General features: G+C 69.1%; 22 protein-coding genes, 1 tRNA gene and 1 pseudogene. 16 read left to right on the top strand and 8 right to left on the bottom strand.

Features of this window, described 5'->3' with window-relative positions:
• Window positions 1-5: 5 nt before the first annotated feature.
• A complete protein-coding gene (locus tag H537_RS0104230) occupies window positions 6-494 on the bottom strand; it encodes an SET domain-containing protein (RefSeq protein ID WP_028996897.1) in 489 nt (162 codons plus the stop codon).
• A 108-nt stretch (window positions 495-602) separates the two neighbouring features.
• Here H537_RS0104230 and H537_RS0104225 point away from each other — a divergent pair, with 108 nt between their 5' ends.
• Window positions 603-3,227 (top strand): DNA topoisomerase III, encoded by a 2,625-nt coding sequence (locus H537_RS0104225; protein WP_028996896.1) that lies wholly within the window; start codon window positions 603-605, stop codon window positions 3,225-3,227.
• An 88-nt stretch (window positions 3,228-3,315) separates the two neighbouring features.
• On the opposite strand, the gene cysQ is transcribed toward H537_RS0104225, so the two are convergent.
• Window positions 3,316-4,107, bottom strand: coding sequence for a 3'(2'),5'-bisphosphate nucleotidase CysQ (gene cysQ / locus H537_RS0104220; protein WP_156901399.1), 792 nt, complete (start codon window positions 4,105-4,107; stop codon window positions 3,316-3,318).
• Window positions 4,108-4,248: 141 nt separating this feature from the next.
• On the opposite strand from cysQ, the gene H537_RS0104215 reads away from it, so the two are divergent.
• The 9 genes from H537_RS0104215 (at window position 4,249) to H537_RS52325 (ending at window position 12,692) form a co-directional block, all read left to right on the top strand.
• Window positions 4,249-5,289, top strand: a complete 1,041-nt coding sequence (locus H537_RS0104215) for an AEC family transporter (protein WP_028996894.1) — start codon at window positions 4,249-4,251, stop codon at window positions 5,287-5,289.
• A 66-nt stretch (window positions 5,290-5,355) separates the two neighbouring features.
• Window positions 5,356-6,639 (top strand): glutamate-5-semialdehyde dehydrogenase, encoded by a 1,284-nt coding sequence (locus H537_RS0104210; RefSeq protein ID WP_028996893.1) that lies wholly within the window; start codon window positions 5,356-5,358, stop codon window positions 6,637-6,639.
• Window positions 6,640-6,650: 11 nt separating this feature from the next.
• Entirely contained in the window at window positions 6,651-7,370 is a 720-nt protein-coding gene (gene queC, locus H537_RS0104205; protein ID WP_043458182.1) for a 7-cyano-7-deazaguanine synthase QueC, read from the top strand.
• Entirely contained in the window at window positions 7,367-7,939 is a 573-nt protein-coding gene (locus H537_RS0104200) for a LemA family protein (protein ID WP_051241798.1), read from the top strand. Before queC ends, H537_RS0104200 begins: the two co-directional genes overlap by 4 nt.
• Window positions 7,940-7,976: 37 nt before the next feature.
• Complete coding sequence (locus H537_RS0104195) at window positions 7,977-8,291, top strand: c-type cytochrome (protein WP_028996890.1); 315 nt, start codon at window positions 7,977-7,979, stop codon at window positions 8,289-8,291.
• Window positions 8,288-9,604, top strand: coding sequence for an NAD(P)/FAD-dependent oxidoreductase (locus tag H537_RS0104190; protein WP_028996889.1), 1,317 nt, complete (start codon window positions 8,288-8,290; stop codon window positions 9,602-9,604). Before H537_RS0104195 ends, H537_RS0104190 begins: the two co-directional genes overlap by 4 nt.
• 193 nt (window positions 9,605-9,797) lie before the next feature.
• A complete protein-coding gene (locus tag H537_RS41095; RefSeq protein ID WP_051241795.1) occupies window positions 9,798-10,784 on the top strand; it encodes an acyltransferase family protein in 987 nt (328 codons plus the stop codon).
• 877 nt (window positions 10,785-11,661) lie between these two features.
• Window positions 11,662-11,829 (top strand): hypothetical protein, encoded by a 168-nt coding sequence (locus tag H537_RS52330; RefSeq protein ID WP_156901387.1) that lies wholly within the window; start codon window positions 11,662-11,664, stop codon window positions 11,827-11,829.
• 392 nt (window positions 11,830-12,221) lie between these two features.
• Complete coding sequence (locus H537_RS52325; protein ID WP_156901385.1) at window positions 12,222-12,692, top strand: hypothetical protein; 471 nt, start codon at window positions 12,222-12,224, stop codon at window positions 12,690-12,692.
• 294 nt (window positions 12,693-12,986) lie between these two features.
• Here H537_RS52325 and H537_RS52320 read toward each other — a convergent pair whose 3' ends face one another.
• From H537_RS52320 to folE, 3 genes are all read right to left on the bottom strand, one after another.
• Entirely contained in the window at window positions 12,987-13,160 is a 174-nt protein-coding gene (locus tag H537_RS52320; protein ID WP_156901383.1) for a hypothetical protein, read from the bottom strand.
• Window positions 13,161-13,551: 391 nt separating this feature from the next.
• On the bottom strand, window positions 13,552-13,977 hold the full coding sequence (locus H537_RS0104175; protein WP_028996888.1) for a BLUF domain-containing protein: 426 nt from the start codon (window positions 13,975-13,977) through the stop codon (window positions 13,552-13,554).
• 50 nt (window positions 13,978-14,027) lie between these two features.
• Window positions 14,028-14,744, bottom strand: a complete 717-nt coding sequence (gene folE / locus H537_RS0104170; protein ID WP_028996887.1) for a GTP cyclohydrolase I — start codon at window positions 14,742-14,744, stop codon at window positions 14,028-14,030.
• Between the two features lie 146 nt (window positions 14,745-14,890).
• Here folE and rsmB point away from each other — a divergent pair, with 146 nt between their 5' ends.
• The 6 genes and pseudogenes from rsmB (at window position 14,891) to H537_RS0104140 (ending at window position 21,301) form a co-directional block, all read left to right on the top strand.
• On the top strand, window positions 14,891-16,210 hold the full coding sequence (gene rsmB / locus H537_RS0104165; RefSeq protein WP_028996886.1) for a 16S rRNA (cytosine(967)-C(5))-methyltransferase RsmB: 1,320 nt from the start codon (window positions 14,891-14,893) through the stop codon (window positions 16,208-16,210).
• Window positions 16,211-16,257: 47 nt separating this feature from the next.
• A pseudogene (locus H537_RS0104160) lies at window positions 16,258-16,812 on the top strand (DUF4390 domain-containing protein); the annotation flags it as partial.
• Window positions 16,813-17,007: 195 nt separating this feature from the next.
• The gene (locus H537_RS0104155; RefSeq protein ID WP_028996884.1) at window positions 17,008-19,326 is read left to right on the top strand and encodes a sensor histidine kinase; all 2,319 of its coding nucleotides are present in this window, start codon (window positions 17,008-17,010) and stop codon (window positions 19,324-19,326) included.
• A gap of 22 nt (window positions 19,327-19,348) precedes the next feature.
• Window positions 19,349-20,029 carry a response regulator gene (locus H537_RS0104150; RefSeq protein ID WP_028996883.1) on the top strand — a complete coding sequence of 227 codons (681 nt, stop codon included), beginning with the start codon at window positions 19,349-19,351 and terminating at the stop codon, window positions 20,027-20,029.
• 97 nt (window positions 20,030-20,126) lie between these two features.
• Window positions 20,127-20,202 (top strand) — tRNA-Phe (locus H537_RS0104145).
• Between the two features lie 187 nt (window positions 20,203-20,389).
• Window positions 20,390-21,301: an AEC family transporter gene (locus H537_RS0104140; RefSeq protein ID WP_051241793.1), complete on the top strand. Its 912-nt coding sequence runs from the start codon at window positions 20,390-20,392 to the stop codon at window positions 21,299-21,301.
• A gap of 20 nt (window positions 21,302-21,321) precedes the next feature.
• On the opposite strand, the gene H537_RS0104135 is transcribed toward H537_RS0104140, so the two are convergent.
• The 3 genes from H537_RS0104135 to H537_RS0104125 all read right to left on the bottom strand — a co-directional run bounded on the left by H537_RS0104135 (window position 21,322) and on the right by H537_RS0104125 (window position 23,798).
• Window positions 21,322-21,627: an antibiotic biosynthesis monooxygenase family protein gene (locus H537_RS0104135; RefSeq protein ID WP_028996881.1), complete on the bottom strand. Its 306-nt coding sequence runs from the start codon at window positions 21,625-21,627 to the stop codon at window positions 21,322-21,324.
• A gap of 86 nt (window positions 21,628-21,713) precedes the next feature.
• Window positions 21,714-22,901, bottom strand: a complete 1,188-nt coding sequence (pobA, locus tag H537_RS0104130; RefSeq protein ID WP_028996880.1) for a 4-hydroxybenzoate 3-monooxygenase — start codon at window positions 22,899-22,901, stop codon at window positions 21,714-21,716.
• Between the two features lie 66 nt (window positions 22,902-22,967).
• Window positions 22,968-23,798, bottom strand: coding sequence for an IclR family transcriptional regulator domain-containing protein (locus H537_RS0104125; protein ID WP_028996879.1), 831 nt, complete (start codon window positions 23,796-23,798; stop codon window positions 22,968-22,970).
• Window positions 23,799-23,941 lie beyond the last annotated feature (143 nt).

The raw sequence follows: 23,941 nt of genomic DNA, 5'->3' as shown, positions 1-23,941 counted from the left end.
CTGGCTCAGCGCTTCTTTTTGGGGGCCAGCATGGTGCCGCGGCACGCGCGGTGCCCGCAGTGGCAGGCGAAGCGCTTCTTGAGCGCGCTGGTGTAGCGCTCGTCGATGATCAGGCCGTAGTCGAAGAACAGCTCCTCGCCGGGCTCCAGGGCGCGCAGCGCCTTGATGAACACCCGTCCGTCGTCTTCTTCTGCCTCGCAATTGGGCACGCAGGCATGGTTGATCCAGCGCGAGGCGTTGCCGCCGTGCCCACCGTCGATGACGCGCTCGTCATCGATGTGGAAATAGAAGGTGTGGTCCGGATTGCTCGGGTCATGCGGGTGGCGGCGCAGCGCCTCCTCCCACGTGATGAGCTCGCCCTTGTATTCGAGGATTGTCTCGCCCTCGGCAATGGACTGCAGCGCGAACACGCCCTTGCCGTGCACACCGGAGCGGCGCACCTGGATGCGGCGGCCGCGGGCGGGTTGGGACTCGGCTTGCACGGTGGGCTTCATTCGGTACATTGATTTCATGGGCGCACGCATGCACATGCGCGCGCGAGAGAGCACGGATTGTAGGCACGCAGGCCGCCTGGGCGGCCTGCGGCTTTTTCAAGAGGCACCATGAGCAAGTCCCTGATCATTGCGGAGAAGCCGAGCGTCGCGCAGGACATCGTGCGCGCGCTCACCCCTGTGGTCGGCAAGTTCGAGAAACACGCCGATCACTTCGAAAACGACCGCTACGTCGTCACCTCGGCAGTCGGCCACCTGGTGGAGATCAAGGCCCCCGAGGCCTACGAGGTCAAGCGCGGCAAGTGGAGCTTCAACCACCTGCCCGTGATCCCGCCGCACTTCGAGCTGGCCCCCATCGACAAGGCCAAGAGCCGGCTCAACGCGGTGGTGAAGCTCGTCAAGCGCAAGGACGTCACCGAGCTCATCAACGCCTGCGACGCCGGGCGCGAGGGCGAGCTGATCTTCCGCCTCATCGTCCAGTACGCCGCGGGCGACAAGAAGCCCATCGACAAGCCGGTGCAGCGGCTGTGGCTGCAGAGCATGACGCCGCAAGCCATCCGCGACGGCTTCGACAAGCTGCGCAGCGACGAGCAGATGCGCGGCCTCTCGGACGCCGCGCGCAGCCGCAGCGAGGCCGACTGGCTGGTGGGCATCAACGGCACGCGCGCCATGACGGCCTTCAACTCGCGCGACGGCGGCTTCTTCCTCACCACCGTGGGCCGCGTGCAGACGCCCACGCTCTCGATCGTGGTCGAGCGCGAGGAGAAGATCCGCAAGCACGTCGCGCGTCCCTATTGGGAAGTGAAGGCCACCTTCGATGCCCAGGCCGGGCAGTACGAGGGCAAGTGGTTCGACCCGAAGTGGAAGAAGGACCCCAGCGACGCCGAGGCCCGCGCCGACCGGCTGTGGGACGAGGCCACGGCCCGGGCCATCGCCGAGGCGGTGCGCGGTCAACCGGCCAGCGTCACCGAGGAGGCCAAGCCCAGCTCGCAGAGCAGCCCGGGCCTGTACGACCTCACCACGCTGCAGCGCGAGGCCAACTCGCGCTTCGGCTTCTCGGCCAAGACCACGCTCTCGATCGCGCAGGCGCTGTACGAGAAGCACAAGGTGCTGACCTACCCCCGGACGGACTCGCGCTTCCTGCCCGAGGACTACGTCAGCGTCACGCGCGACACCTTCGAGATGATCGCCAACGAGGACCTGCCCGGCCCGCTGCGCGAGCTCTCGCAGCATGCGCGCAAGGGCCTGGCCGAGGGCTACGTGAAGCCGACCAAGCGCGTGTTCGACAACGCGAAAGTGTCCGACCACTTCGCCATCATCCCGACGATGCAGGCGCCCAAGAGCCTGACCGAGATCGAGGCGAAGCTGTACGACCTGGTGGTCAAGCGCTTCATCGCCGTGTTCTACCCGGCGGCCGAGTTCATGGTCACGACGCGCATCAGCACCGTGAAGGCCGAGGACCGGGAGCACCAGTTCCAGACCAACGGCAAGGTGCTGGTCAAGCCGGGCTGGCTGGCGGTGTACGGGCGCGAAGAGCAGCAGAGCGACGCCTCGCTGGTGCCGGTGGACAAGGGCGAGCTGGTGCGCACCGAGGCCGTGGACGTGCTCTCGCTCAAGACCAAGCCGCCGGCGCGCTACACCGAAGCCACGCTGCTGTCGGCCATGGAAGGCGCGGGTAAGCTGGTGGACGACGACGAGCTGCGCTCGGCCATGGCCGAGAAGGGCCTGGGCACGCCGGCCACGCGCGCGGCCATCATCGAAGGCCTCATCACCGAGAAGTACCTGCTGCGCGAGGGCCGCGAGCTCATCGCCACCGCCAAGGCCTTCCAGCTCATGACGCTGCTGCGCGGCCTGGCCGTGGAAGACCTCACCAAGCCCGAGCTCACCGGCAACTGGGAGTACCAGCTCTCGCAGATGGAGCACGGGCGTCTCAAGCGCGAGGAGTTCATGGCCGCCATCGCCGCCATGGCCGAGCGCATCGTGCACAAGGCCAAGGCGTACGACCGCGACACCATCCCCGGCGACTACGTGACGCTCTCCGTGCCCTGCCCGAACTGCGGCGGCGTGATCAAGGAGAACTACCGCCGCTTCACCTGCGTGGGCCGCAACGGCGGCGCGCAGGGCGGCAATGCCGGCGGCGAGGGCGCAGGCTGCGGCTTCAGCATCACCAAGATCCCGGCGGGGCGCAGCTTCGAGCTCAACGAGGTGGAGCAGCTGTTGCGCGATCACCGCATCGGGCCGCTGGAGGGCTTCCGCTCCAAGGCCGGCTGGCCTTTCACGGCGGAGCTGCGGCTGGTGCGCGACGAGGAGCAGCACAACTGGAAGATGGAGTTCGACTTCGGCGAGGACGCGAAGAAGGAAGCCGAGGGCGGCGAGGAGGTGGATTTCAGCGACCAGGAGAGCCTGGGCAGCTGTCCCAAGTGCAAGGGCCACGTGTACGAGCACGGCACCAACTACGTGTGCGAGCACGCCGTGGGCGCCCACGTGACCTGCGACTTCAAGACCGGCAAGGTGATCCTGCAGCAGCCTGTCGTGCGCGAGCAGCTGAGCAAACTGCTGGCCACGGGCAAGACCGACTTGCTGGACGGCTTCGTCTCCAACAAGACGCGGCGCAAGTTCAAGGCCTTCCTGACCTACGACAAGAAGGAAGGCAAGGTCGGCTTCGAGTTCGAGCCCCGCGCGGCCAAGACGCCGGCGGCGAAGAAGACGGCGGCGAAGAAGGTGGCAGCCGGTTGAGTCGGCGGCGCGGCTGAAAACACGGTGGCCGGCGGGTGTGAAGCCCGCCGGCCACTTTTTTGCCTGGGGCCAGCGGGCCCCGTCGGCCTTACTGCTTGCCTGCCGCCACGAAATGAGGGTTGTCGAAGCCCGGCTTGCCGTAGGTGAGCGGGGCGCCGTTGTCCACGCGGCGCACCGTGCCGCCGGCGGCGGCCAGCACGGCGTGGCCGGCGGCGATGTCCCATTCCATGGTGCGGCCCAGGCGCGGGTAGAGGTCCGCCTCGCCCGCGGCCACCAGGCACAGCTTCAGCGACGACCCCGCGCTGCGGAACTCCGCCACCTTGCGCCCATTGAGGAAGGCCTCCATCGCCTGCGCGTCGCCATGCGAGCGGCTGCCCACCACCGTCAGCCCCGCCTCGGGCACCGCGCGCACCTGGATCGCCCGGCGCTCGCCGTCCTGCTCGACGTAGGCGCCCAGGCCCTGCGCGCCGGCGAAGAGCCGGTCCAGCGCCGGCGTGTACACCACGCCCAGCACCGGCTGCCCATCGCGTACCAGCGCCACGTTGACCGTGAACTCGCCGTTGCGGCTGATGAACTCCTTGGTGCCGTCCAGCGGATCGACCAGCCAGAACTGATCGCCCACCGACTCCGGCACGCCGCCGGCGGCCACCGCCTCTTCCGCCACCACCGGGATGTCCGGGTACAGCGCCGCCAGTCCCTTGAGCAGCAGCGCCTCGGCCTTCTCGTCGGCTTCGGTCACGGGCGAGGCGTCGTCCTTGCCGCGCACGGCGAAGTCGGTGGCGTAGACCTCCATGATCAGTGCGCCAGCCTCGCGCGTGAGCCGGGCGATGGCGTCCAGGTCGGCGGACGACAAGGCTTCCAGGGACTGCGTGGGATTCATGCTCATGCGGGACGACTCCAAAGAAAGTGAAATCAGGGGAAGCACGAGTCTGCTTCAGCTTGGGGGGCCTCCCGTGCCGGGCACGGCCCGCACAGCCCACCCGGACAAGGGTAAATACCAGCCGGCCATACTCCCGCCCCCATGCCCGACACCGTCCTCGACAAGCTGCCCGCGCTCTTCGCCACCGTCCTGCTCGGCTGGGCCGCGGCGCGATGGGGCTGGCTCACGGACGGTGCGCGCGGCGGCGCGCGTGGCAGCGCCGGTGCCGGTGCGGCGGCCGACCCGGCCCGCGTGCTGTCCGCGGCGGCGCAATACCTGTTCATCCCGGCGCTGCTGTTCCGCGCCATGGCGCGGCTGGATTTCAGCCACATGCCCTGGCGCACGCTCGCCGCCTTCTACGGCCCGCTGCTGGTGATGGTGCTGGTGGTCTACGGCTTCAAGCGCTGGCGGCTGCAGGGCGGCGGAGGCATGGCGGTGTCCAGCGCCACGGCGGTGGTACCGGCCACGCGCGCCGTCACGGCCGGCTTCGGCAACTCGGTGCAGGTGGGCGTGCCGCTGATCGCGGCGCTCTACGGCGACGCGGGGCTGGCGATCCACGTGGCCATCGTCAGCCTGCACGCGCTCACGCTGCTGACGCTGTGCACCGTGCTGGCCGAGGCCGACTTGGCGCGCGCCCGGCTGCGCCGCGCCGGCGGCGGCCACGGCGCGCTGGGCGCCACTGTGCGCGCGACGCTGCGCGCCACGCTCATTCACCCTGTGGTGCTGCCGGTGCTGGCCGGCCTGGCGTGGAACCTCCTGCGCCTGCCGCTGCCCACGCCGCTGGACGAGTGGCTGCAGCTCCTGGGCAGCGCCGTGGCGCCGCTGTGCCTGCTGCTGATCGGGCTCTCCCTGGGGCGCCAGAGCCTGCACGGCACGCTGCGCGGCGTGTTCTCCATCGCGGTGCTGAAGCTCTTCGTGCTGCCGGTGCTGGTGTGGCTCACGGGCCACTTCGTGTTCCGGCTGGAGCCGCTGCCGCTGGCGGTGGTGGTGATGGCCGCCGCGCTGCCGCCGGGCAGCAACGCGCTGATCTTCGCCCAGCGCTACCGCACCCTGGAAACCGAAACCGCTGCCGCCACGCTGCTGTGCACCCTGGCCTTCGCGCTCACGGCGCCGCTGTGGGCGATGGCGATGGCGCGGCTCTGAGGCAGGAGCCGCCTACCAATCCCCAGTGCTACAGAACCAGTGAACCCTTGCGCGACAATCCCGCGCATGACTGCGCCCACCGATCTTGACGTCACGATGACCCGCCTCGGCCGCGCCGCGCGCGCTGCCGCCACCGCGATGGCCGCCGCGCCGACGGCCGCCAAGGACCGCGCGCTGCGCCTGCTGGCCGCGCTGCTGCGCGAGCAGATCGAGCCGCTGCAGGTGGACAACGCCAAGGACATCGAGGCGGCCCAGGCCGCCGGGCTGGCGGCACCGATGGTGGACCGCTTGCGCCTCACGCCCAAGGTGCTGGAGACGGTCGCCGAAGGCTGCGAGCAGATCGCCGCCATGCCCGACCCCATCGGCGAAATCACGGACGTGAAGCGCCGCCCGACCGGCATCAGCGTGGGCCGCATGCGCGTGCCTCTGGGCGTGTTCGGGATGATCTACGAGAGCCGCCCCAACGTGACCATCGAGGCCGCGTCGCTGGCGATCAAGAGCGGCAACGCCTGCATCCTGCGCGGCGGCTCCGAGGCCATCCACTCCAACATCGCGCTGTGGAAGCTGGTACAGAAGGCGCTCACCGAGGCCGGCCTGCCCGCCGAGGCCGTGCAGCTGGTCGAGACCACCGACCGCGCCGCCGTCGGCAAGCTGATCGCGATGCCCGAGTACGTGGACGTGATCATTCCGCGCGGCGGCAAGGGGCTGATCGAGCGCATCGCCAGCGAGGCGCGCGTGCCCGTCATCAAGCACCTGGACGGCAACTGTCACACCTACGTCGACGCGCAGGTGGACATCGAGCAGGCGCTGGTGGTCACCGACAACGCCAAGACCCAGAAGTACAGCCCCTGCAACGCCACCGAGTCGCTGCTGGTCCACGCGGCGCAGGCGCAGGCCTTCCTGCCGCGCATCGGCGCCGTCTTCGCCGCCAAGGGCGTGGAGATGCGCTGCTGCCCGGTGTCGAAGGCCATCCTCTCCGACGTGCCCGGCGCGCAGGTCGTGGACGCCACCGAGGAGGACTGGTCCACCGAGTACCTGGCGCCCGTGATCAGCGTGAAGGTCGTTGAAACGCTGGACGAGGCCATCGCGCACGTCAACCGCTACGGCTCGCACCACACCGACGCCATCCTGACCACGAACCACCCCAACGCCATGCGCTTCCTGCGCGAGGTGGACTCGTCGAGCGTGATGGTCAACGCCAGCACCCGCTTCGCCGACGGCTTCGAGTACGGGCTGGGCGCGGAAATCGGCATCAGCACCGACAAGTTCCATGCGCGCGGCCCCGTGGGCCTGGAAGGGCTGACCTCGCTGAAGTGGGTCGTCCTGGGCCAGGGCGAGATCCGCGGCTGAGGCGCGTGGCGATGGATCCGCGCAAGGCGCTGGTGCTGTTCTCCGGCGGGCAGGACTCGACCGCCTGCCTGGCCTGGGCGCTGGAGCGCTACAGCCAGGTCGAGACGCTGGGCTTCGACTACGGCCAGCGGCACCGCATCGAGCTGGACTGCCGCACGCGGGTGCGCGACGAGGTCCGCGCCGCGTTCCCGGACTGGGGCGCACGGCTGGGCGAGGACCACCTGCTGAACCTCTCGCTGCTGGGCCAGATCTCCGACACCGCGCTCACCAGCGAGCGCGCGATCGAGATGCAGGCCAACGGGCTGCCCAACACCTTCGTGCCCGGGCGCAATCTGCTGTTCCTGAACTTCGCCGCCGCGCTGGCCTACCGGCGCGGCGCCAGCGTGCTGGTGGGCGGCATGTGCGAGACGGACTACTCCGGCTATCCCGACTGCCGCGACAACACGCTCAAGGCGCTGCAGGTGGCGCTCTCCCTGGGGCTGGACGCGCCCATGACGGTGGAGACGCCGCTGATGTTCCTGACCAAGGCCCAGACCTGGGCCCTGACGCAGCGTCTGGGCGGCGATGCGCTCAACGCGCTGATCGTCGAGCACACGCACACCTGCTACCTGGGCGAGCGCGGCCCGCTGCACGCCTGGGGCCATGGCTGCGGCCAGTGCCCGGCCTGCGTGCTGCGGCGCCAGGGCTTCGAGGGCTGGCGCGCCGGCGGTGCCGGGGAGCTGCCCGCGTGAGTTGGGAGCTGGCCTGGGACCACGTGGCGGCGGTGTCGCCGCCGGTGTGGCTGGCGCTGGCGGTCGCGGTGCTGGTGCTGTGGATGCTGGGCGCGCACAACCGGCTGATGCGGCTGCGCGCGGCCATCGTGGTGGCCTGGAGCCAGATGGACGAGCAGGTCAAGCGTCGTCGCGAGGTGCTGCCGCCGCTGGTGCAGGCGCTGCGCGAGCCGCTGGCCGACGAGGTGGCGACGCTGGAGGCCGCGCTGGAGGCGCAGGCGCAGCTGCAGCGGGTGGTGGACGTCCTGCGCCCGCTGGCGGCGAAGTCGCTGGCCGAGCTGCTGCACGCCGACAGCCGCCTGGCGTCGGCGCTGGCGCGGCTGCGCGCGCTGCTGGACCAGCATCCCGACCTGCGCTTCAGCGAGGACATCGCCGGCTGGGTGCAGGCGCTGCAGGACATCGACACGCGCCAGGGCGTGGCGCGCCACGTCTTCAACGACGCGGTGGCGGCCTACAACCGGGCGCTGCTGCAGTACCCGACGCGGCTGCTCAAGCCGCTGTTCGGGCTGCGTACCGCGACGACGCTGTGAGCCGGCAGCACGTCGCCTGGGAGGGCCTTGGGCTGCCATGAGATTCCTTTTCCAAGCCGCGCTGATCGCTGCCGCGACCACCCCGGCGCTGGCCCAGAGCGTCGACGAGGCGCTCCTGCACCAGCGCGCCCTGGCCGCCACCTGCGCCGCCTGCCACGGCACCGAGGGCCGCACGCCGGCCGGCTCGGCGATGCCGTCGCTGGCCGGCCGCCCGGCGCCGTGGATCGCCGAGCAGATGAACGCTTTCAAAAGCGGCGCGCGCGAGGCCACCGTGATGCACCAGATCGCCCGCGGCTACAGCGCCGCGCAGATTGAACAGCTCGCCGCGTACTTCGCGGCGCTCAAGCCATGAGCGCCGCGCCGCCATCGGCCGAGCGCCGCCGCTGGCTGCAGGCGGCCGGCGCGGCCGGGCTGCTGAGCCTGGCCGGCTGCGCCGCCACGTCGACGAACCCGGCGACCTCCGCCCTGCGCCGTGCCCAGGTGCTGGTGATCGGCGGCGGCTGGGGCGGCGCCACCGCGGCGCGCTATCTGAAACTGTTCTCCGACGGCCAGGCGCAGGTGACGCTGGTGGAGCCGGAAGCGGAGCTGGTGAGCTGTCCGCAGAGCAACCTGGTGCTGGCCGGGCACCGCACGCTGGCCGACCTGACGCTCGGCTACGAGGGCCTGGAGCGCCTGGGCGTGCGCCGCGTGCGCGACCGCGTCACGGCGCTGGACCTGGAGCGCCGCGAAGCCGTGCTGGCGTCGGGCGGGCGGCTGCGCTGGGACCGGCTGATCCTGTCGCCCGGCGTGGAGCTGATGCGCGAGCGCGTGGCGGGCCTGCCCGCCGCGCACGCCGCCGGCCGCGTGCTGCAGGCCTGGAAGGCGGGCCCCGAGACGTTGGCGCTGCGCGCCCAGCTGGAGGCCCTGCCCGATGGCGGCGTGTTCGTGCTGACCATCCCGCTGGCGCCTTTCCGCTGCCCGCCCGGCCCCTACGAGCGCGCCTGCCTGGTGGCGGACTACTTCAAGCGCGTGAAGCCGCGTTCCAAGCTGCTGGTCTTCGACGCCAACCCCGAGCCGGTGAGCAAGGCGGCCTTGTTCAAGCGCGTGTGGGCGGAGCAGTACGCCGGCATCGTCGAGTACCGGCCCTCGTTCAACGCGGTGGCGGTGTCGGCGGACGGGCACGAGGTGGAGTTCGAACTGGGCGAGCGCGAACGCGGCGACGTGCTCAACGTGCTGCCCGACATGCGCGCGGGCGACATCGCGGCGCGCAGCGGTTTAGCGAGAGCCAACGGCCGCTGGTGCGAGGTGGATTTCCTGGACTTCTCTGCCAAGGACGCGCCCGGGGCCGGCGTGCACGTCCTGGGCGACGCGGTGCTGGCCGCGCCGCTGATGCCCAAGAGCGCGCACATGGCCAACGCGCACGCGAAGGTCGCTGCCGCGGCGGTGGTCGCCTCGCTCTCGGGCTGGGAACCGAACCCGGCGCCGGTGCTGACCAACACCTGCTACAGCTGGGTGGACGGCGCACACGCGATCCACGTGGCGAGCGTGCACGGCTACTCGACGGCGCAGCGGACCTACCTGGTGCTGCCAGGCGCGAGCGGGGTGTCGGCGGGCGTGAGCGAGCGCGAGGCCGGCTACGCGGCGGGCTGGCTCAAGGGCATGCGGCGGGACGCGCTGGAGGGATGAGGCCACGGGGCCCCTCCCAGGGCACCAAGCTTCTTCCCGTGACAAGAAAATTGCCAACTCCGTGCCGGAGTTCTCTATCTAGGTCCGTCTGCCCGGGACGTCGAGCCGCATAATCCAAGTTCGTGCTGCCATTTTGAATGGCAGCATCTGTGCTAGTTAGGCATTTTAATGCCCATAAGATTTAGGGCATGCGGTGACGACCAAGCATTTTGATTATCTGGACGGCTGGCGAGGCGTCGCCATCTCCTTCGTCCTGATAGGCCACTTCTTTCCCGTCCCCGGTTTCGATTTCGGGCCGCTCGGAGTGGTTTTCTTCTTCGTGCTGTCCGGCCTGCTGATGGCGAGGCTGCTGTTCATTACCGAAACGCCCCTGCCGACTTTCTACAGGCGGAGAATTTCGCGCATCCTGCCCGCTTACCTGGCTTTCATCGCGCTGGTGACCTTGGCAACCGCTGCCGGTGGTGGCGAAATCAAGCTCGACGAAGTGCTCGCCTCGGTGTTCTTTCTCAAGAATTACGTGAGCGGCCAGGAGATGCCGCTGGGGCACATCTGGTCGCTTTCGGTCGAGGAGCACAGCTACATCATCCTGTCGCTGGTCGCGCTGGCGGCGCGGCGCAAGCGGGTGCGTCCGCTGTTTGGCGTGGGGCTGCTGACGCTGCTGTGCGCCGCCTGCGCCGTGGCCTATGCCCTGAGCGTGAGCAACCACGCCATGCGCTTCAAGTACGGGCTGCACACCGAGGTGGCGGGCCTGGGCATCGCGCTGTCGGTTTTCCTGCACTTGGCGCTGCGCGGCCGGCGCATTCCCCACGCCACGCTGGCCATTTCAGTATTGATCGCGATCGGCATTGCCCTGTACTGGTGGAAGACGCCGGCCGGCATCCAAATTTTGGGCGGCGTCACCGTGCTCGCCCTTGCCGTGAATCTGCTTCCTTCCGCGAGCGCCGGGTTGCAGCGGATTTTGAGCGTGCGTGCGCTGCGCCTGCTGGGCCTGTGGTCCTTCTCGATTTACCTCTGGCAGCAGCCTTTCTACCTGTGGGCTTCCCATGGCGTGATGCCCAAATGGGTTGCCCTGCTGGCAGCCCTGGGTTGCAGCCTGGTTTCCTATTACATGCTTGAAAAGCCGGCCCGTGATTATCTGAACCAAGTGCGGTTCAAACCGCGATACTCGGTGCAAGGCTGAGGCGGGCGGGCTTGCAGGATGGGCGCCTGCCTCCCTCCACCGCAGCGCGGTGAAACAGCAGGGATAAGCTGGCAAGCGGGCGGATGTGGCTCCAGCTCCCGCGAGGCGAGCCGCACGCGGGCAAGGGCTCAGGGCTTGGGATCCACACACCAAAGCGGGCCCGGGGCAATCTCGGTGATCCGCAAACCGGCAGGCCAGGGCGACGCGGCAGGGGAATGCGGAGGCGTGGCGGCCGCGGTCCAGGGGATGCCCGCGCGGAGAGCCGGGCTGTCGCCGGCGGCGTCCCGGCCGCGTGCCGAGCGCCTGGATGGCGGCAGCGGCTCCAGGGATTCAAGCGACGAATGGGCCCAGGACGAAGGCGCCTGTGGTAGCACAGCCGTCCTGTCAGGCCGGGGTGCGATGGGAACGGGCGGTTCTTCCACCGCTGAGGCAGGCTTGTACGAACCTGCCTTGGCGAACTGCGGAGACGCGGCCAGCGTCAGGATGGCCGGCGCCACATAGAGGCTGCGCCTGACAAAGGCGCGGCGGCTCGGGTCGGATGTCGACATCTTTCACCTCTCCGAAACCTGTTACGGCAGGTGAAAGTCAAACACTTTTTGAGACGCGTTGCAGCACTTGGCGCCAGCCTGCCCGGGGGGACAAGCCCCTGTTTGAAGGCAAGGTGCAAGCACAACGCCCATGGCCCGAGAGGGCGCGCACGGCGGATGCGCGGGGGCAAGGCGCGCGACCGGTTCCCCAGACGCTTCAAGCCTGTTAACGCAACGGGTGCGACATGACAGGCAAAAAAAATGTTTCCGCAGCGTCCTGAGCGGGATTAACAGCGGGCGTGAATTACCGATAGGGCTCGCCAGAAACCTGAATCACGAGAGCCTGCGCGATGCATTTCTTCTCGCTTACCTGGACGCTGCTGCTGATTGGCTTCGTCCTGTTCGTGCTGTCCCTGGCGATCTCCACCAGGAAGCCCTCCGGGGCGCAGATGCTGCTGATGCTGCTGGGCATGGGCGACGTGCTTGCCTCGCTCGCCAACTGGGCTTTCCGGGGCTGAGCCCGTCCATCGAACGGCTCAGGACAGTCTGGATGGACGGCTTCCGGGCCGGCCAGGCACTGCCGAGCCGGTGCCCGCGCCCGCCGGGGTCGGCCGATGCGCGGGACTGGCTGGAGCGGTGGGCGGTGGGGCTGCATGGCGCCGGGGGCGCGGTGCGGAGGGCGCGGGCTGAGGGGCGGTGGCAAGGGTGGGTCAGGGGATGGCTGTTTCGCTCTCCTGTTGGAAATTGGATTCGGCGGCGGTGTTGATAGAGGCCGCTCAAGGGCCTGTCGCACAAGGGACACTGCGCTGCCGCAACCATGATCATTCATTCATTGCCAATTTGTTTTTGGCGGGTAAGGCCTGCACGCCTGAGAATCAATAGGAAAATTAGATAAAGAGCCACGCAGGAGATGAGCAAGATGGAAAGATCAAAGATGAAGAATTTGGTCTTGGCCGCGCTTCTTTTGATGAGTTGCGTTACTGCAAAGGCGACTTGTCCGCTGTTTGACAAGATTGAGTACGAAGGGGAGTCGCTTGTTGTTCCCAAGCCGACAGATTTTCCAAGGAGTAAAGAATATACGGCTTGGTTCGGAGCGATTGATCAAAGCAGATGCAGCGCCGTTAATCAAGGGCGGCCAAGGTATGTGGTTGAAGATGGATTGATGTATTTGGTGGATTTTTATGGGTGCGGCACCAAACTGGATGCGGCAGAAGCATACAGTGGGTCACCATCAAAAGTGTTGGCTGTCTGGCTTACGGGAGATTATGAGGCGTACAGCCCATTAGGGTATTGTCCGTTCCTCGATCAAGAATCGCTGGTTCGGGTTTTCTCAATAATTAAAGGAAAAATTTTTGACATTAAATCAAGGGCGAGGTTCTGAGTTTTGGCGAAGCGCTGCAGTGGGTGCAAGCTTGGCAAGTCATTTGCCCGATCAAAGAAAAATAGTTAATTTTGTCGAAGCCTTGCTTTGAGTGAAAGAAGCAGCCCTGGGTCAATGAGAAGGAAGAATCTGCGAATGGAGTTCGTGGCTTTCGGCGGGGCAGATTTTCCAACGGAGGAATTTCCGTTCGATCTGGTCGTTGATCTGTGAGCCCAAAAATCAATAATGTTGACTGAGGGAGATATGGCCCCTCGCAAAGTCAAAAGGGCGGGGAGTCCCCGCCCTGGTCCTGGGTCAGGGCTTGCCGGGCGGCGGGCCCGGAGGGGGCCCTGACGGCTTACCCGAGCCGGCCTTGGCGAACTCGGGCGCTGCAGCCAGCGTCAGGATGGCAGGTGCCATGTAGACGCCGCGCTGGACGAACTTGCGCCGGTTCTTGTCCGGCGGTGGCGGTGGGGTTCTTGGTGCCATCTTGGTCTCCTTCCATGCCTCTCTGTGAGGTCGTGGAAGTCCAGCACTTTTCTGGCTCCCCTCACGAACCTCTGACACCCTTACATGAGGGAAAAGGCATGAAGAGACGGCTGGGCACACACGGCCGCTGTGCCGGCTGTTGGACCGGCCTGGACAGGCATGCGAGGGCTCGGCTGCGGCAGCCGGCGCGGGCCTGTCCGATTTTGCGTGATGCCTGCGTTCTGTTTGGCAAGGGCAGGAAAGCTGTCCTGTCACCTAGGAAATTCAAGCTTTGCGGGGCCTTGTCCAACACAACCTGGAAGCAGGTTGTGTTTTCGATAATGACCACCGCGGTGCAAACAGTGGTGGTCTTTTTTCAGGATTCGTGGTGTTTCTGGAATCGATATCCAATTCACGGCCCCACCACTGCTGCCGTACAAGCCAGCTCCTCGAACAACGCCAGTACCACTTTCCCCGACATCGAATAAGGATCCAGCGCCGCGGTCTCGGAGTATTTGAGCAGCATCGAGGGATTCAGCCTGGCGAGATTGACCTGGCCCATGGACCAGCCCGTGAAGCGCCGCTCGGTGGTTTCCTCGTAAGCCAGGATCTGCACGTCGTGGTGGCGTGGGTCGGCCACGATGCGGTTGTAGAGCCGGTTCACCGCCGCGCGCCCGCCCTCGAGCACCTGCACGAACAGGCCGTTGCCCGTGCAGCACAGCACCCCCGTGATGCCCGACGCCGGGTTGTGTGCCTTGGACTCGCGCACGATGGCCTGCACCTCCTCGGCGCTCATGTTTTCCCGCGCGCGGCTTACGTACATCAGGCGTACCAGCATGGGCTCTCTCCGGTCTCAGGAAGTGATTCGAGGGAAGGCTAGGGCAGGGCTCAGAAATTGTTCTTGCGGCTCAGCAGGGACAGGAATTCGCGCCGCAGGCTCGAATCCTTCAAGAAGGCGCCGCGCATCACCGAGTTGGTCATGACGGACTCGTCGTCCTTCACGCCGCGCCAGTGCATGCAGAAATGGTCCGCCTCCATCACCAGCGCCAGGCCGTCGGGCTTCACCCGCTCCTGCAGCTCGTTGGCCAGCATGGTCACGGCCTCTTCCTGGATTTGCGGGCGGCTCATGATCCACTCGCACAGCCGCGCGTATTTGGACAGGCCGATCAGGTTGGAATGCTCATTGGGCAGGATGCCCACCCATACCCGGCCCAGGATCGGGCACAGGTGGTGCGAGCAGGCGCTGCGCACCTTGATCGGGCCGACAATCATCAATTCGTTCAGCCGCTCGGCATTCGGAAATTCCGTCACCTTGGGCACCGGCACGTAGCGTCCGCGGAATACCTCGTCCACGAACATCTTGGCCACGCGCTGCGCGGTGTCGTTGGTGTTGTGGTCGCTGTCAGTGTCGATCACCAACGCACGCAGCACCTGCTTCAAATGCGATTCGACCTCGGCCTTGATTTCGGCGATCTCGCCTTCTTGGATGAAGGCTGAAATATTGTCATTGGCGTGGAAGCGGCGGCCGGCACGCTCCAGGCGCTGGCGGATGCGTTCGGAGGCGCTGGCCACCAGCGCTTCCTCGACGGGCAGGTTTGTATTCATGGGTTCAGGAGTCGTTACGGGCTCGCAGTCGGGGGATTGTCGTCCGTCGGGAATGGCGCTGCTGGCGCGGGTCTACGGCGGCCATGACCATGCCGCGCCCGGCTGCCGGGCGGTCCGCGCGCATGGGTCTATAGACTGCGCCCCCCATGTCGTCCTCTCCCTCCTCCCTGCCGCTGGCGCGGCTGCTGGGCCACACGGCCGAGGCACTGGCCGCGGTGCGCGCCGGCCGCTCCCTTACTGACGTGCTCGCCGCCGTGCCGGCCGAGGCCCGCGCCGGCACCCAGGCGCTGAGCTTCGAAACCCTGCGCCGCCTGGGCGCGGCCAATGCGGTCCGCGCGCGCCTGGCGCCCAAGACGCCGCCGGCCGAGATCGATGCGCTGCTCACCACCGCGCTGGCCCTGCTGTGGCCGCCCGAGGTCTACGCGCCGCACGTGCTGGTGGACCAGGCCGTCAAGGCGGTGCGCAAGCGCAGCCCGCAGGCCGCCGGCTTCGTCAACGCCGTGCTGCGCCGCTTCTTGCGCGAGCGCGAGCAGCTCGTGCCGGCGCTGCGGCAAGGCGACCCGGTGGCGGCGCACAACCATCCCGCCTGGTGGATCGCCCAGGTGAAGCAGGACTGGCCCGACCAGTGGGCGGCGCTGCTGCAGGCCGCCAACGAGCGCCCGCCCATGGCGCTGCGCGTCAACGCCCGCCGCGGCGACGCCGTCGGCTACGTGGCGCGCCTGGCGGAACAGGGCCTGTCCGGCCGCGCCGTCGGCACCCACGCGGTGCTGCTGGATCAGCCGGTGGCGGTGACGCAGCTGCCCGGCTTCGCCGACGGCGACGTGTCGGTGCAGGACCTCTCGGCCCAGCGCGCCGCGCCGCTGCTGCTGGGCCTGGACGTGCCCGGCTGCGCGCCGCTGCCCGCTGGCGCGCGCGTGCTCGACGCCTGCGCCGCCCCTGGCGGCAAGACGGCGCACCTGCTGGAGCTGGCCGACCTGGACCTGCTGGCGCTGGACGCCGACCCGCAGCGCCTGGCGCGCGTGGGCGAGACGCTGCAGCGCATCGGCGCCCGCGCCGAGCTCAGGGCGGCCGACGGGCGCCGCGTCGCCGACTGGCACGACGGCCGGCCCTTCGACGCCATCCTGCTCGACGCCCCCTGCAGCGGCTCGGGCGTGGTGCGCCGGCATCCGGACATCCGCTGGCTGCGCCGCCCGGCCGACATCCAGCAGCTCGCGCGCACGCAGGCCGAGCTGCTGGACGCGCTGTGGCCGCTGCTCAAGCCCGGCGGGCGGCTGGTGTATGCGACCTGTTCCTTCTTCAAGGCCGAGGGCCAGCGGCAGGTCGATGCGTTTTTGCAACGTCAGGGCGTGAGTGCTGCACGCCTGGACGCGGCGTCCCCCGGGCACCTGCTGCCCCTGGCTGACAATGCCCCGTCCGACGTCCCGCCCGGGGACGGTTTCTTCTACGCGCTGCTGCACAAGCCTTGATCCAGACCCCGATCCGTGTCGCCGCCGCCTCTCTGTCACTCAGCTGGTTCCGCGCGGCGCTCGGACGCTGGGCGCTGCTGTTCGCGCTCCTGCCGGCGCTGTTCCTGGCGCCCGCGCGCGCGGGCGCGCTGGAGCTGCAGGAGCTGGTGGTGCGGCGGCAGGACGGTGGGCTGCTGCTGGATTTCTCCCTGCGCGTGGTGCTGCCGCGCACGGTGGAGGACGCGCTGTCGCGCGGCGTGCCGCTGTACTTCGAGACCGAAGCCACCGTGTACCGGCCGCGCTGGTACTGGCGCGACGAGCGCGTGGCGCGCCAGTCGCGGCAGTGGCGGCTGTCGTACCAGCCGCTGACGGAGAACTACCGCGTGAGCCTGGGTGCGCTGCACACGAGCTACGCCACGCTGGCCGAGGCGCTGGGGTCGATGACGCGCATCGCGCGCTGGCGCATTGCCGAGCCCACGCAGCTCGACCCCGACGAGCAGCGCTACTACGTCGAGTGGAGCTGGCGGCTGGACACCTCGCAGCTGCCGCGTCCGATGCAGCTTGGCATCGGCAACCAGGCCGACTGGGTGCTGGGCATCGAGCGCACGCTGCGGCCGGAGTGAGGCGGCTGAGGGAGGGCGCGCCATGAGGATTGCTGGTTCGGCAATGGCCGGTGGGCAGCATCCCGTCAGCAAGGGCGGCCCGCCTCGTGCTCCGTCATGCCCGCGCATGACGGCGTTTGGGCTGGAGGCCTGCTGCTTGGGTGCGCGCGTCGCCCCCGGCGTCCCCGCCTCAGCCTGTGAAATCAAGGAACTGACATGAGCAGCAAGGGCCGGCGCACGAGCGTGCTGGTGGGGCTGGTGGCGCTCACGGGCGTGGCGCTGGTGATCGGCTTCGTGCTGTCGCTGTCCACCGGCGGCGGCGCGGAAGACCCGGACGGTTTCTACGAGCGCCACTGGGGGCTGCTCTTCGGCGCCAACCTGGCGGTGCTCACGCTGCTGACAGCGACGATCCTGGTGGCCGCGGGGCGGCTGGCGATGCGCGTGCGTCGCGGCAAGTTCGGCAGCCGGCTGCTGCTCAAGCTCGCGGGCATCTTTGCGCTGGTGGGCGTGGTGCCGGGGGCGCTGGTCTACACCGTGAGCTACCAGTTCGTCACGCGCAGCATCGAGATCTGGTTCGATGCGCGCGTGGAGGGCGCGCTCAACGCCGGCCTGTCGCTCGGGCGCAGCACGCTGGACGCGCAGCAGGCCGACCTCGCGTCCAAGACGCAGTTCGCCGCCGACCACCTCGCCGACACGCCCGGCGTGCCCATGGCGCTGGTGCTGGAGCGCGTGCGCGAGCAGCTCGCGGCGCAGACCGTGTCGCTGGTGGGTGCCAGCGGCCAAGTGCTGCTGAGCGCGGGCGGCAGCGCCCAGGCCATCGCGCCGGCGCGTCCCTCGCCGGCGCTGCTGCGCCAGGCGCGCGGCGGGCGCGTGGCCAGCCACATCGAGGGCCTGGACGACGAGAACGCCGCTGCCGCCGCCGGGGCGCCGCCGGCGCTGGTGCGGGCGCTGGCGCCGGTGCCGCGCCCCGACATCACCCTGGCTGGCGAGGACCGCTACCTGCTGGCCGTGCGCGCGCTGCCGCCCAACCTCACGGCGCAGGCGCTGGCGGTGCAGGCCGCCTACCGCGAGTACCAGCAGCGCGCGCTGGCGCGCGAGGGCCTGCGGCGCATGTACATCGGCACGCTCACGCTGGCGCTGATCCTGTCGGTGTTCGGCGCGGTGCTGCTGGCCGCGGCGCTGGGCCAGCAGCTCGCGCGGCCGCTGCTGCTGCTGGCCGAGGGCGTGCGCCAGGTGGCCGCGGGCGACCTGCGCGCCAAGCCGGTGTTCGCCTCGCGCGACGAGCTCGGCGGCCTCACGCGCTCCTTCGCCGACATGACGCAGCAGCTGGCCGAGGCGCGGGCGCAGGCGCATGCCAGCGTCACGCAGCTGCAGCGCGCACGCACGCACCTGCAGACCATCCTGGACAACATGACCGCCGGCGTGATCGTGTTCGACGAGCAGCGCCGCATCGACACCGTCAACCCCGGCGCCACGCGCATCCTCAAGGCCCCGCTGTACGCCTTCCGCGGCCGGCGGCTGGAGGAGGTGCCGGGGCTGGAGGAGTTCGCGCAGTCGATGTGGCAGCGCTTCGAGCTGCTGGCCGAGAGCCCCGAGGCGGGCGAGCGCGGGCAGTGGCAGGACGCCTTCGAGCGCCGCGGCGACGCCGCCGCCGAACGGCCCGAGCAGCCCGACGTGCAGACGCTGCTGGTGCGCGGCGCCACGCTGCCGCAGGAGGCGCGGCTGGTGGTGTTCGACGACATCTCGGAGGTGGTGTCGGCGCAGCGCTCGGCGGCCTGGGCCGAGGTGGCGCGGCGCTTGGCGCACGAGATCAAGAACCCGCTCACGCCGATCCAGCTCTCGGCGGAGCGGCTGCAGCACCGGCTCGAAGCCAAGCTGGAGGGGAACGACCAGGCGCTGCTGGTGCGCGCGGTGGGCACCATCGTGACGCAGGTGCAAGCGATGAAGCAGCTGGTCAACGAGTTCCGCGACTACGCGCGGCTGCCTTCGGCGCGGCTGGCGCCGCTGGACCTCAACGCGCTGGTGGCGGAGGTGCTGGGCCTCTACGGCCACGCCGTCGAGCAGGGCCGCCTGGTAGTCAATTGCGCGCCGGGGCTGCCGTGGATCCAGGGCGACGCCACGCAGCTGCGCCAGGTGGTGCACAACCTGTTGCAGAACGCGCTGGATGCCGTGGCCGACAAGCCCGACGGCCGCGTGCAGCTGCACACCGAGGTGCAGCCGGGCGAGCAGGGCCAGCCGCGCGGGGTGCGGCTGCGCATCCTGGACAACGGGCCGGGCTTCGCCGACAAGGTGCTCAAGCGCGCCTTCGAGCCCTACGTCACGACCAAGACCAAGGGCACGGGGCTGGGGCTGGCGGTGGTCAAGAAGATTGCCGACGAGCACGGCGCGCGCGTGCGCATCGCCAACCGCAGCGGCGGCGAGGCGCCGGACGCCCCGGCGGCCGGGGCGCAAGTGACGCTATCATTTTCGAATCTCGCCGCTGCCCTCGCCGTGCCTGCCGCGGCCGCATCGGCTCCTCTCCCGCCGGCCGCTTGAAGGCCGAGCGCACCGAGCATCCATGGCGACCATCCTTGTTGTTGACGACGAACTGGGCATCCGCGCCCTGCTGTCGGAAATCCTGACGGACGAAGGGCACACGGTCGAACTGGCCGAAAACGCCGCCCAGGCCCGTGGGTACAGAGAGCGGATGCGTCCCGACCTCGTGCTTCTGGACATCTGGATGCCCGACGTCGACGGCATCACGCTGCTCAAGGAATGGGGCAGCAACGGCCAGCTCAGCATGCCCGTGATCATGATGAGCGGCCACGGCACCATCGACACCGCCGTCGAGGCCACGCGCTTCGGCGCGATGGCGTTCCTGGAAAAGCCCATCACGCTGCAGAAGCTGCTGCGCGCGGTGGAGCAGGGCCTGGCCAAGCCCACGCCCAACGCGGGCCCGGCCGCGGCGCCGGGCTTCAGCGACGCCGCGCCCGACAGCGCCGGCACTGCCGGCTTCGGCATGCCGGCGCTGAACCACATAGGCAACACGCTCAGCAGCGAGTTCAGCTTCGAGCTCGACCGCCCGCTGCGCGAGGCGCGCGATGCCTTCGAGAAGACCTACTTCGAGTTCCACTTGGCCAAGGAGAACGGCTCCATGACCCGTGTGGCCGAGAAGACCGGCCTGGAGCGCACGCACCTCTACCGCAAGCTCAAGCAGCTCGGCGTGGACCTCTCGCGCAACAAGCGCGGCGGGACCTGAACGGGGGCCGGAACCGGCTCCAAAAACGGTCCAGAAGCAGATTCATCAAAAAAGCTTGCAAACTTTCAAAAAGCATTGATAGAATGCGCAGCTTCACGGCCAAGTAGCTCAGTTGGTAGAGCAGCGGATTGAAAATCCGCGTGTCGGTGGTTCGATTCCGCCCTTGGCCACCAAACGTCAGACGCCAGCCCTCACCGGCTGGCGTTTTGCTTTGTGGGCCCGGTGGCACGGGGCGCGGTACGCGTTGACCACAGCGGGAGCAGGGTCGACTTCGGCCAACATCGCGCCGGCTTCCGTCGCCCGGTTTCCTGCCGTCGAGCGGACGGCTTCCGTCCATCGCCCGCCCGCTGTGTTCCCCGCATGACCCTCCTCGACGGCCTGACCCTCTACCTGCGCATGGCAGCGCTGCTGCTGCCGGTGGTGGCCTGTGCCTCGGTGGGCTCGTTCTGGGCCTGGAAGAAGAAGCCCTTTCCGGGCGAGTTCATCTCGGTGCTGGCCGCCAACTTCGCCACGCCAGCGCTGGTGTTCCACACGCTGCTGAGCACGCCGCTGTCGGGCCAGGCGCTGCTGCAGGCCGGGGCGGCGACGGTGCTGGGCTTCGTGCTGGCCGGAGCCATGGCGGCGCTGGCGCTGCGGCTGCTGAAGCTGCCGGTGCTCGCGCTGCTGCCGGCGGCGGTGCTGCCCAACGCCGGCAACCTGGGGCTGCCGATGGCGCAGCTGGCCTTCGGCGCGGAGGGGCTGGCCATCGCAGTGGCGGCCTTCGCCATCACGTCGATGGTTCAGCACACGGTGGCGGTGTGGATCCTCTCGCGCTCGTCGCCGCAGCGCACCTGCATGCCGCGCGGCGTGGTCTTCGCCGTGGCCGCGGCCGTGGCGCTGCGCTGGAGCGGTTTGTCCGTGCCGGCGCCGGTGCTGGAGAGCGCCCGCCTGGTGGGCTCGATGACGGTGCCGCTGATGCTGCTGAGCCTGGGCTACGCGCTGGTGACGGTGTCGCACGGCGGGCTGCGCCAGGGAGCGTGGCTGGGCTCCATCCGCCTGGCGGCGGGCACGCTCTCGGGGCTGCTGGTGGGCCTGCTCATGGGCCTGCCGCCCATGGCCGCGGGCGTGATGCTGATCCAGCTGGCGATGCCGGTGGCGGTGGCGAGCTACCTCTACGCCGACCGCCTCACCCCCCACGGCGAGACCGCCGCGGGCGGCGTGCTGGTTTCCACGCTGGCGCTGCTGGTGCTGTCGCCGGGGCTGCTGTGGCTGGCGGGGGCGGTGAAGGGCTGAACCTTCACCGCGGCGGGGCCTCAGCCCTCGCTCTTGCCCACGAACTCGAAATGCTCCACGGCCGGCGGCTGCGCGAAGAACGGGCCGACGATGGCGCGCCAGGCGGCGAAGGCCTCGGAGCCGCGGAAATGCACGGTGTGGTCCTCCAGCGTGTCCCAGAAGATCTGCACCACATAGCGCTCGGCCGACTCGATGCCCTTGTTCACCTTCCAGCCGCGGCAGCCGGGGAAGGGCCCGATCACGGTGGAAAGCCCGCGCTGCACCGCCTCGTCGAAGGCGGCCTGCTGGCCGGGGTGGATGCGGATGTCAACCAGTTCGAGGATCACGAGAAGTCTCCGGTGGTGGGGGAACGGCAATGAAAAAACGGGCGCCGCAAGGGCGCCCGTCGCCATTGTGGCCGCTGGGCCGGGGCTCAGTCCTCCATCGGCAGACCGACGTAGTTCTCCGCCAGCGCGCGCTGCGCCGCCTCGGAGCCGGTCAGGTAGTCCAGCTCCGCCTGCTGGATGCGCGCGCCGAAGGCCCCGTTCTCCGGCAGCTTGTGCATCAGCGTGGTGAACCACCAGCTGAAGCGCTCGGCCTTCCAGATGCGGCGCAGGCAGCGCTCAGAGTAGCTGTCGATGCCTGCCTCGGAGCCGCGGTAGAACTCGGCCAGGCCGCGCGCCAGGTAACCCACGTCCGTGGCCGCCAGGTTCAGGCCCTTGGCGCCGGTGGGCGGCACGATGTGCGCGGCGTCGCCGGCCAGGAACAGCCGCCCGAAGCGCATGGGCTCGGCCACGAAGCTGCGCAGCGGGGCGATGCTCTTCTCGATCGAGGGCCCGGTGGTCACGTTGGCCGCCACGTGCGCCGGCAGCCGGCGCTTGAGTTCGGCCCAGAAGGCCTCGTCGCTCCAGGCATCGGCGTGGTCCGCCAGCGAGCACTGCACGTAATAGCGGCTGCGCGTCTTGCTGCGCATGCTGCACAGCGCGAAGCCCTGCTCGGAGCTGGCGTAGATCAGCTCGTGCGACACCGGCGCCACGTCGGCCAGGATGCCCAGCCAGCCGAACGGGTACACCTTCTCGAAGTTCGTGATCGACTCCGCCGGCACGCTGGCGCGGCACACGCCGTGGAAGCCGTCGCAGCCGGCGATGAAGTCGGCCTGCACTTCCACCGGCTGCCCGTCGGTGCCGGTGAAGCGCACGCAGGGCTTGTCGGTGTCGAAGCCGTGGATGCTCACCCCCTGCGACTCGTAGAAGGTCTGCAGCCCGGCGGCGGCGCGGGCCTGCATCAGGTCGCGCGTGACCTCGGTCTGGCCGTAGACCATCACGCGCTTGCCGGTGAGGGCGTGCAGGTCGATGTGGTGGATGCGGTCGCCGAAGGAGATCTCGAAGCCGTCGTGCGGCAGTCCCTCGGCGTGCATGCGCTCGCCCACGCCGGCCTCGTCCAGCAGGTCGACCGTCACCTGCTCCAGCACGCCGGCACGGATGCGGCCCAGCACGTAGTCGGCGCTGCGCTGCTCGATGACCACGGCGTCCACGCCGGCCTTGTGCAGCAGCGCGCCCAGCAGCAGGCCCGAGGGGCCGGCGCCGACGATGGCGACCTGGGTGCGGAGGGAATGAGTCATGGTCTTGTCTCCTTCAGTCTCTGTCTCGGGGGAAGGGCGCGGGCGGGAAGGGCAGCCGCGCGGGGGTCAAAGGATCTGGCGCAGGTGCACCTGCGCCTGGCGCAACGGCGGCAATGCCGCCTCCTGGAGCTCGTCCATCTCCATGCGCGAGGCATGGACGCTGACGTTGAGCGCGGCCACCGTCTCGCCGCGGAAATTCAGCAACGGCACCGACACCGTGCGCAGCCCCGGCTCGAACTCCTGGTCCACCGCCGCATGGCCGCGCTCGCGCACCTGCTCGATCTCGGCGGCCAGGCGCTGCGGGTCGGTCAAGGTCTGGGGTGTGCGCGGCTGCAGCGCCTGCTGCGCGATCCAGGCCTGCACGGCGTCCTGCGGCCACGCGGCCAGCAGCACGCGGCCGTTGGCGGTGCACCAGGCGGGCACGCGGGTGCCGGGCTGCAGGGTGCTGGAGATCACGCGCCCGGCGCTGGTGGCGGCCACGCACAGCACGTCGCTACCGTCGAGCACGCCGGCCGAGGAGGCTTCCTTGAGTTCGCGCGAAAGCTTCATCAGCTCGGGCTGCACGATGCGCGGCAGCCGCGCCGAGTGCATGTAGCTCTGCGAGAGGCGCAGCACCTTGGCGGTGAGGGCGAAGAGGTTGCGGTCCTGGCTGGCGAAGCCGAGGTGGCACAGCGTCAGCAGGTAGCGCCGCGCCGCGGCGCGCGTGAGGCCGGTGCGCGCCGCCACCTCGCTGATGGTCAGCCGCGGGCGCTCCTGGTCGAAGGCCTCGATCACCTGCAGCCCCTTGTCCAGCCCGGCCACCAGGTCCCGCTGCCGCGCGGGCGTGCCCTGCGGCTCGACCGTCTCGTCGGGCGCGCTGGATGCGGCGGCAGTGGTGGGGGACCGGCGGGCGGCCATGGCTTGTCTCCAGGGGTTGCGCCGGGTTCTGTAGGCCGGCGTCGGGTGCGATTCAGCCAACGGAATGTAGGCATTCCGTTCTTCACTGTCGTCAAGCGCGCGGCGGGTTTGTGCGCTATGCGCACATGCCTTATGTCAAGGCG

It is taken from the genome of Azohydromonas australica DSM 1124, assembly GCF_000430725.1.
Lineage (GTDB): Bacteria > Pseudomonadota > Gammaproteobacteria > Burkholderiales > Burkholderiaceae_C > Azohydromonas > Azohydromonas australica.
Note: the sequence above shows the minus strand (reverse complement) of the source record. Positions and strands in the feature narration are given on the sequence as shown.

Excerpts from the sequence above, each read along its gene's own strand:
- H537_RS0104230 (WP_028996897.1), bottom strand. The coding sequence starts at position 494 with ATGAAGCCCACCGTGCAAGCCGAGTCCCAACCCGCCCGCGGCCGCCGC.
- H537_RS0104225 (WP_028996896.1), top strand. The coding sequence starts at position 603 with ATGAGCAAGTCCCTGATCATTGCGGAGAAGCCGAGCGTCGCGCAGGAC.
- cysQ (WP_156901399.1), bottom strand. The coding sequence starts at position 4,107 with ATGAATCCCACGCAGTCCCTGGAAGCCTTGTCGTCCGCCGACCTGGAC.
- H537_RS0104215 (WP_028996894.1), top strand. The coding sequence starts at position 4,249 with ATGCCCGACACCGTCCTCGACAAGCTGCCCGCGCTCTTCGCCACCGTC.
- H537_RS0104210 (WP_028996893.1), top strand. The coding sequence starts at position 5,356 with ATGACTGCGCCCACCGATCTTGACGTCACGATGACCCGCCTCGGCCGC.
- queC (WP_043458182.1), top strand. The coding sequence starts at position 6,651 with ATGGATCCGCGCAAGGCGCTGGTGCTGTTCTCCGGCGGGCAGGACTCG.
- H537_RS0104195 (WP_028996890.1), top strand. The coding sequence starts at position 7,977 with ATGAGATTCCTTTTCCAAGCCGCGCTGATCGCTGCCGCGACCACCCCG.
- H537_RS0104190 (WP_028996889.1), top strand. The coding sequence starts at position 8,288 with ATGAGCGCCGCGCCGCCATCGGCCGAGCGCCGCCGCTGGCTGCAGGCG.
- H537_RS52330 (WP_156901387.1), top strand. The coding sequence starts at position 11,662 with ATGCATTTCTTCTCGCTTACCTGGACGCTGCTGCTGATTGGCTTCGTC.
- H537_RS52325 (WP_156901385.1), top strand. The coding sequence starts at position 12,222 with ATGAGCAAGATGGAAAGATCAAAGATGAAGAATTTGGTCTTGGCCGCG.
- H537_RS52320 (WP_156901383.1), bottom strand. The coding sequence starts at position 13,160 with ATGGCACCAAGAACCCCACCGCCACCGCCGGACAAGAACCGGCGCAAG.
- H537_RS0104175 (WP_028996888.1), bottom strand. The coding sequence starts at position 13,977 with ATGCTGGTACGCCTGATGTACGTAAGCCGCGCGCGGGAAAACATGAGC.
- folE (WP_028996887.1), bottom strand. The coding sequence starts at position 14,744 with ATGAATACAAACCTGCCCGTCGAGGAAGCGCTGGTGGCCAGCGCCTCC.
- rsmB (WP_028996886.1), top strand. The coding sequence starts at position 14,891 with ATGTCGTCCTCTCCCTCCTCCCTGCCGCTGGCGCGGCTGCTGGGCCAC.
- H537_RS0104155 (WP_028996884.1), top strand. The coding sequence starts at position 17,008 with ATGAGCAGCAAGGGCCGGCGCACGAGCGTGCTGGTGGGGCTGGTGGCG.
- H537_RS0104150 (WP_028996883.1), top strand. The coding sequence starts at position 19,349 with ATGGCGACCATCCTTGTTGTTGACGACGAACTGGGCATCCGCGCCCTG.
- H537_RS0104140 (WP_051241793.1), top strand. The coding sequence starts at position 20,390 with ATGACCCTCCTCGACGGCCTGACCCTCTACCTGCGCATGGCAGCGCTG.
- pobA (WP_028996880.1), bottom strand. The coding sequence starts at position 22,901 with ATGACTCATTCCCTCCGCACCCAGGTCGCCATCGTCGGCGCCGGCCCC.
- H537_RS0104125 (WP_028996879.1), bottom strand. The coding sequence starts at position 23,798 with ATGGCCGCCCGCCGGTCCCCCACCACTGCCGCCGCATCCAGCGCGCCC.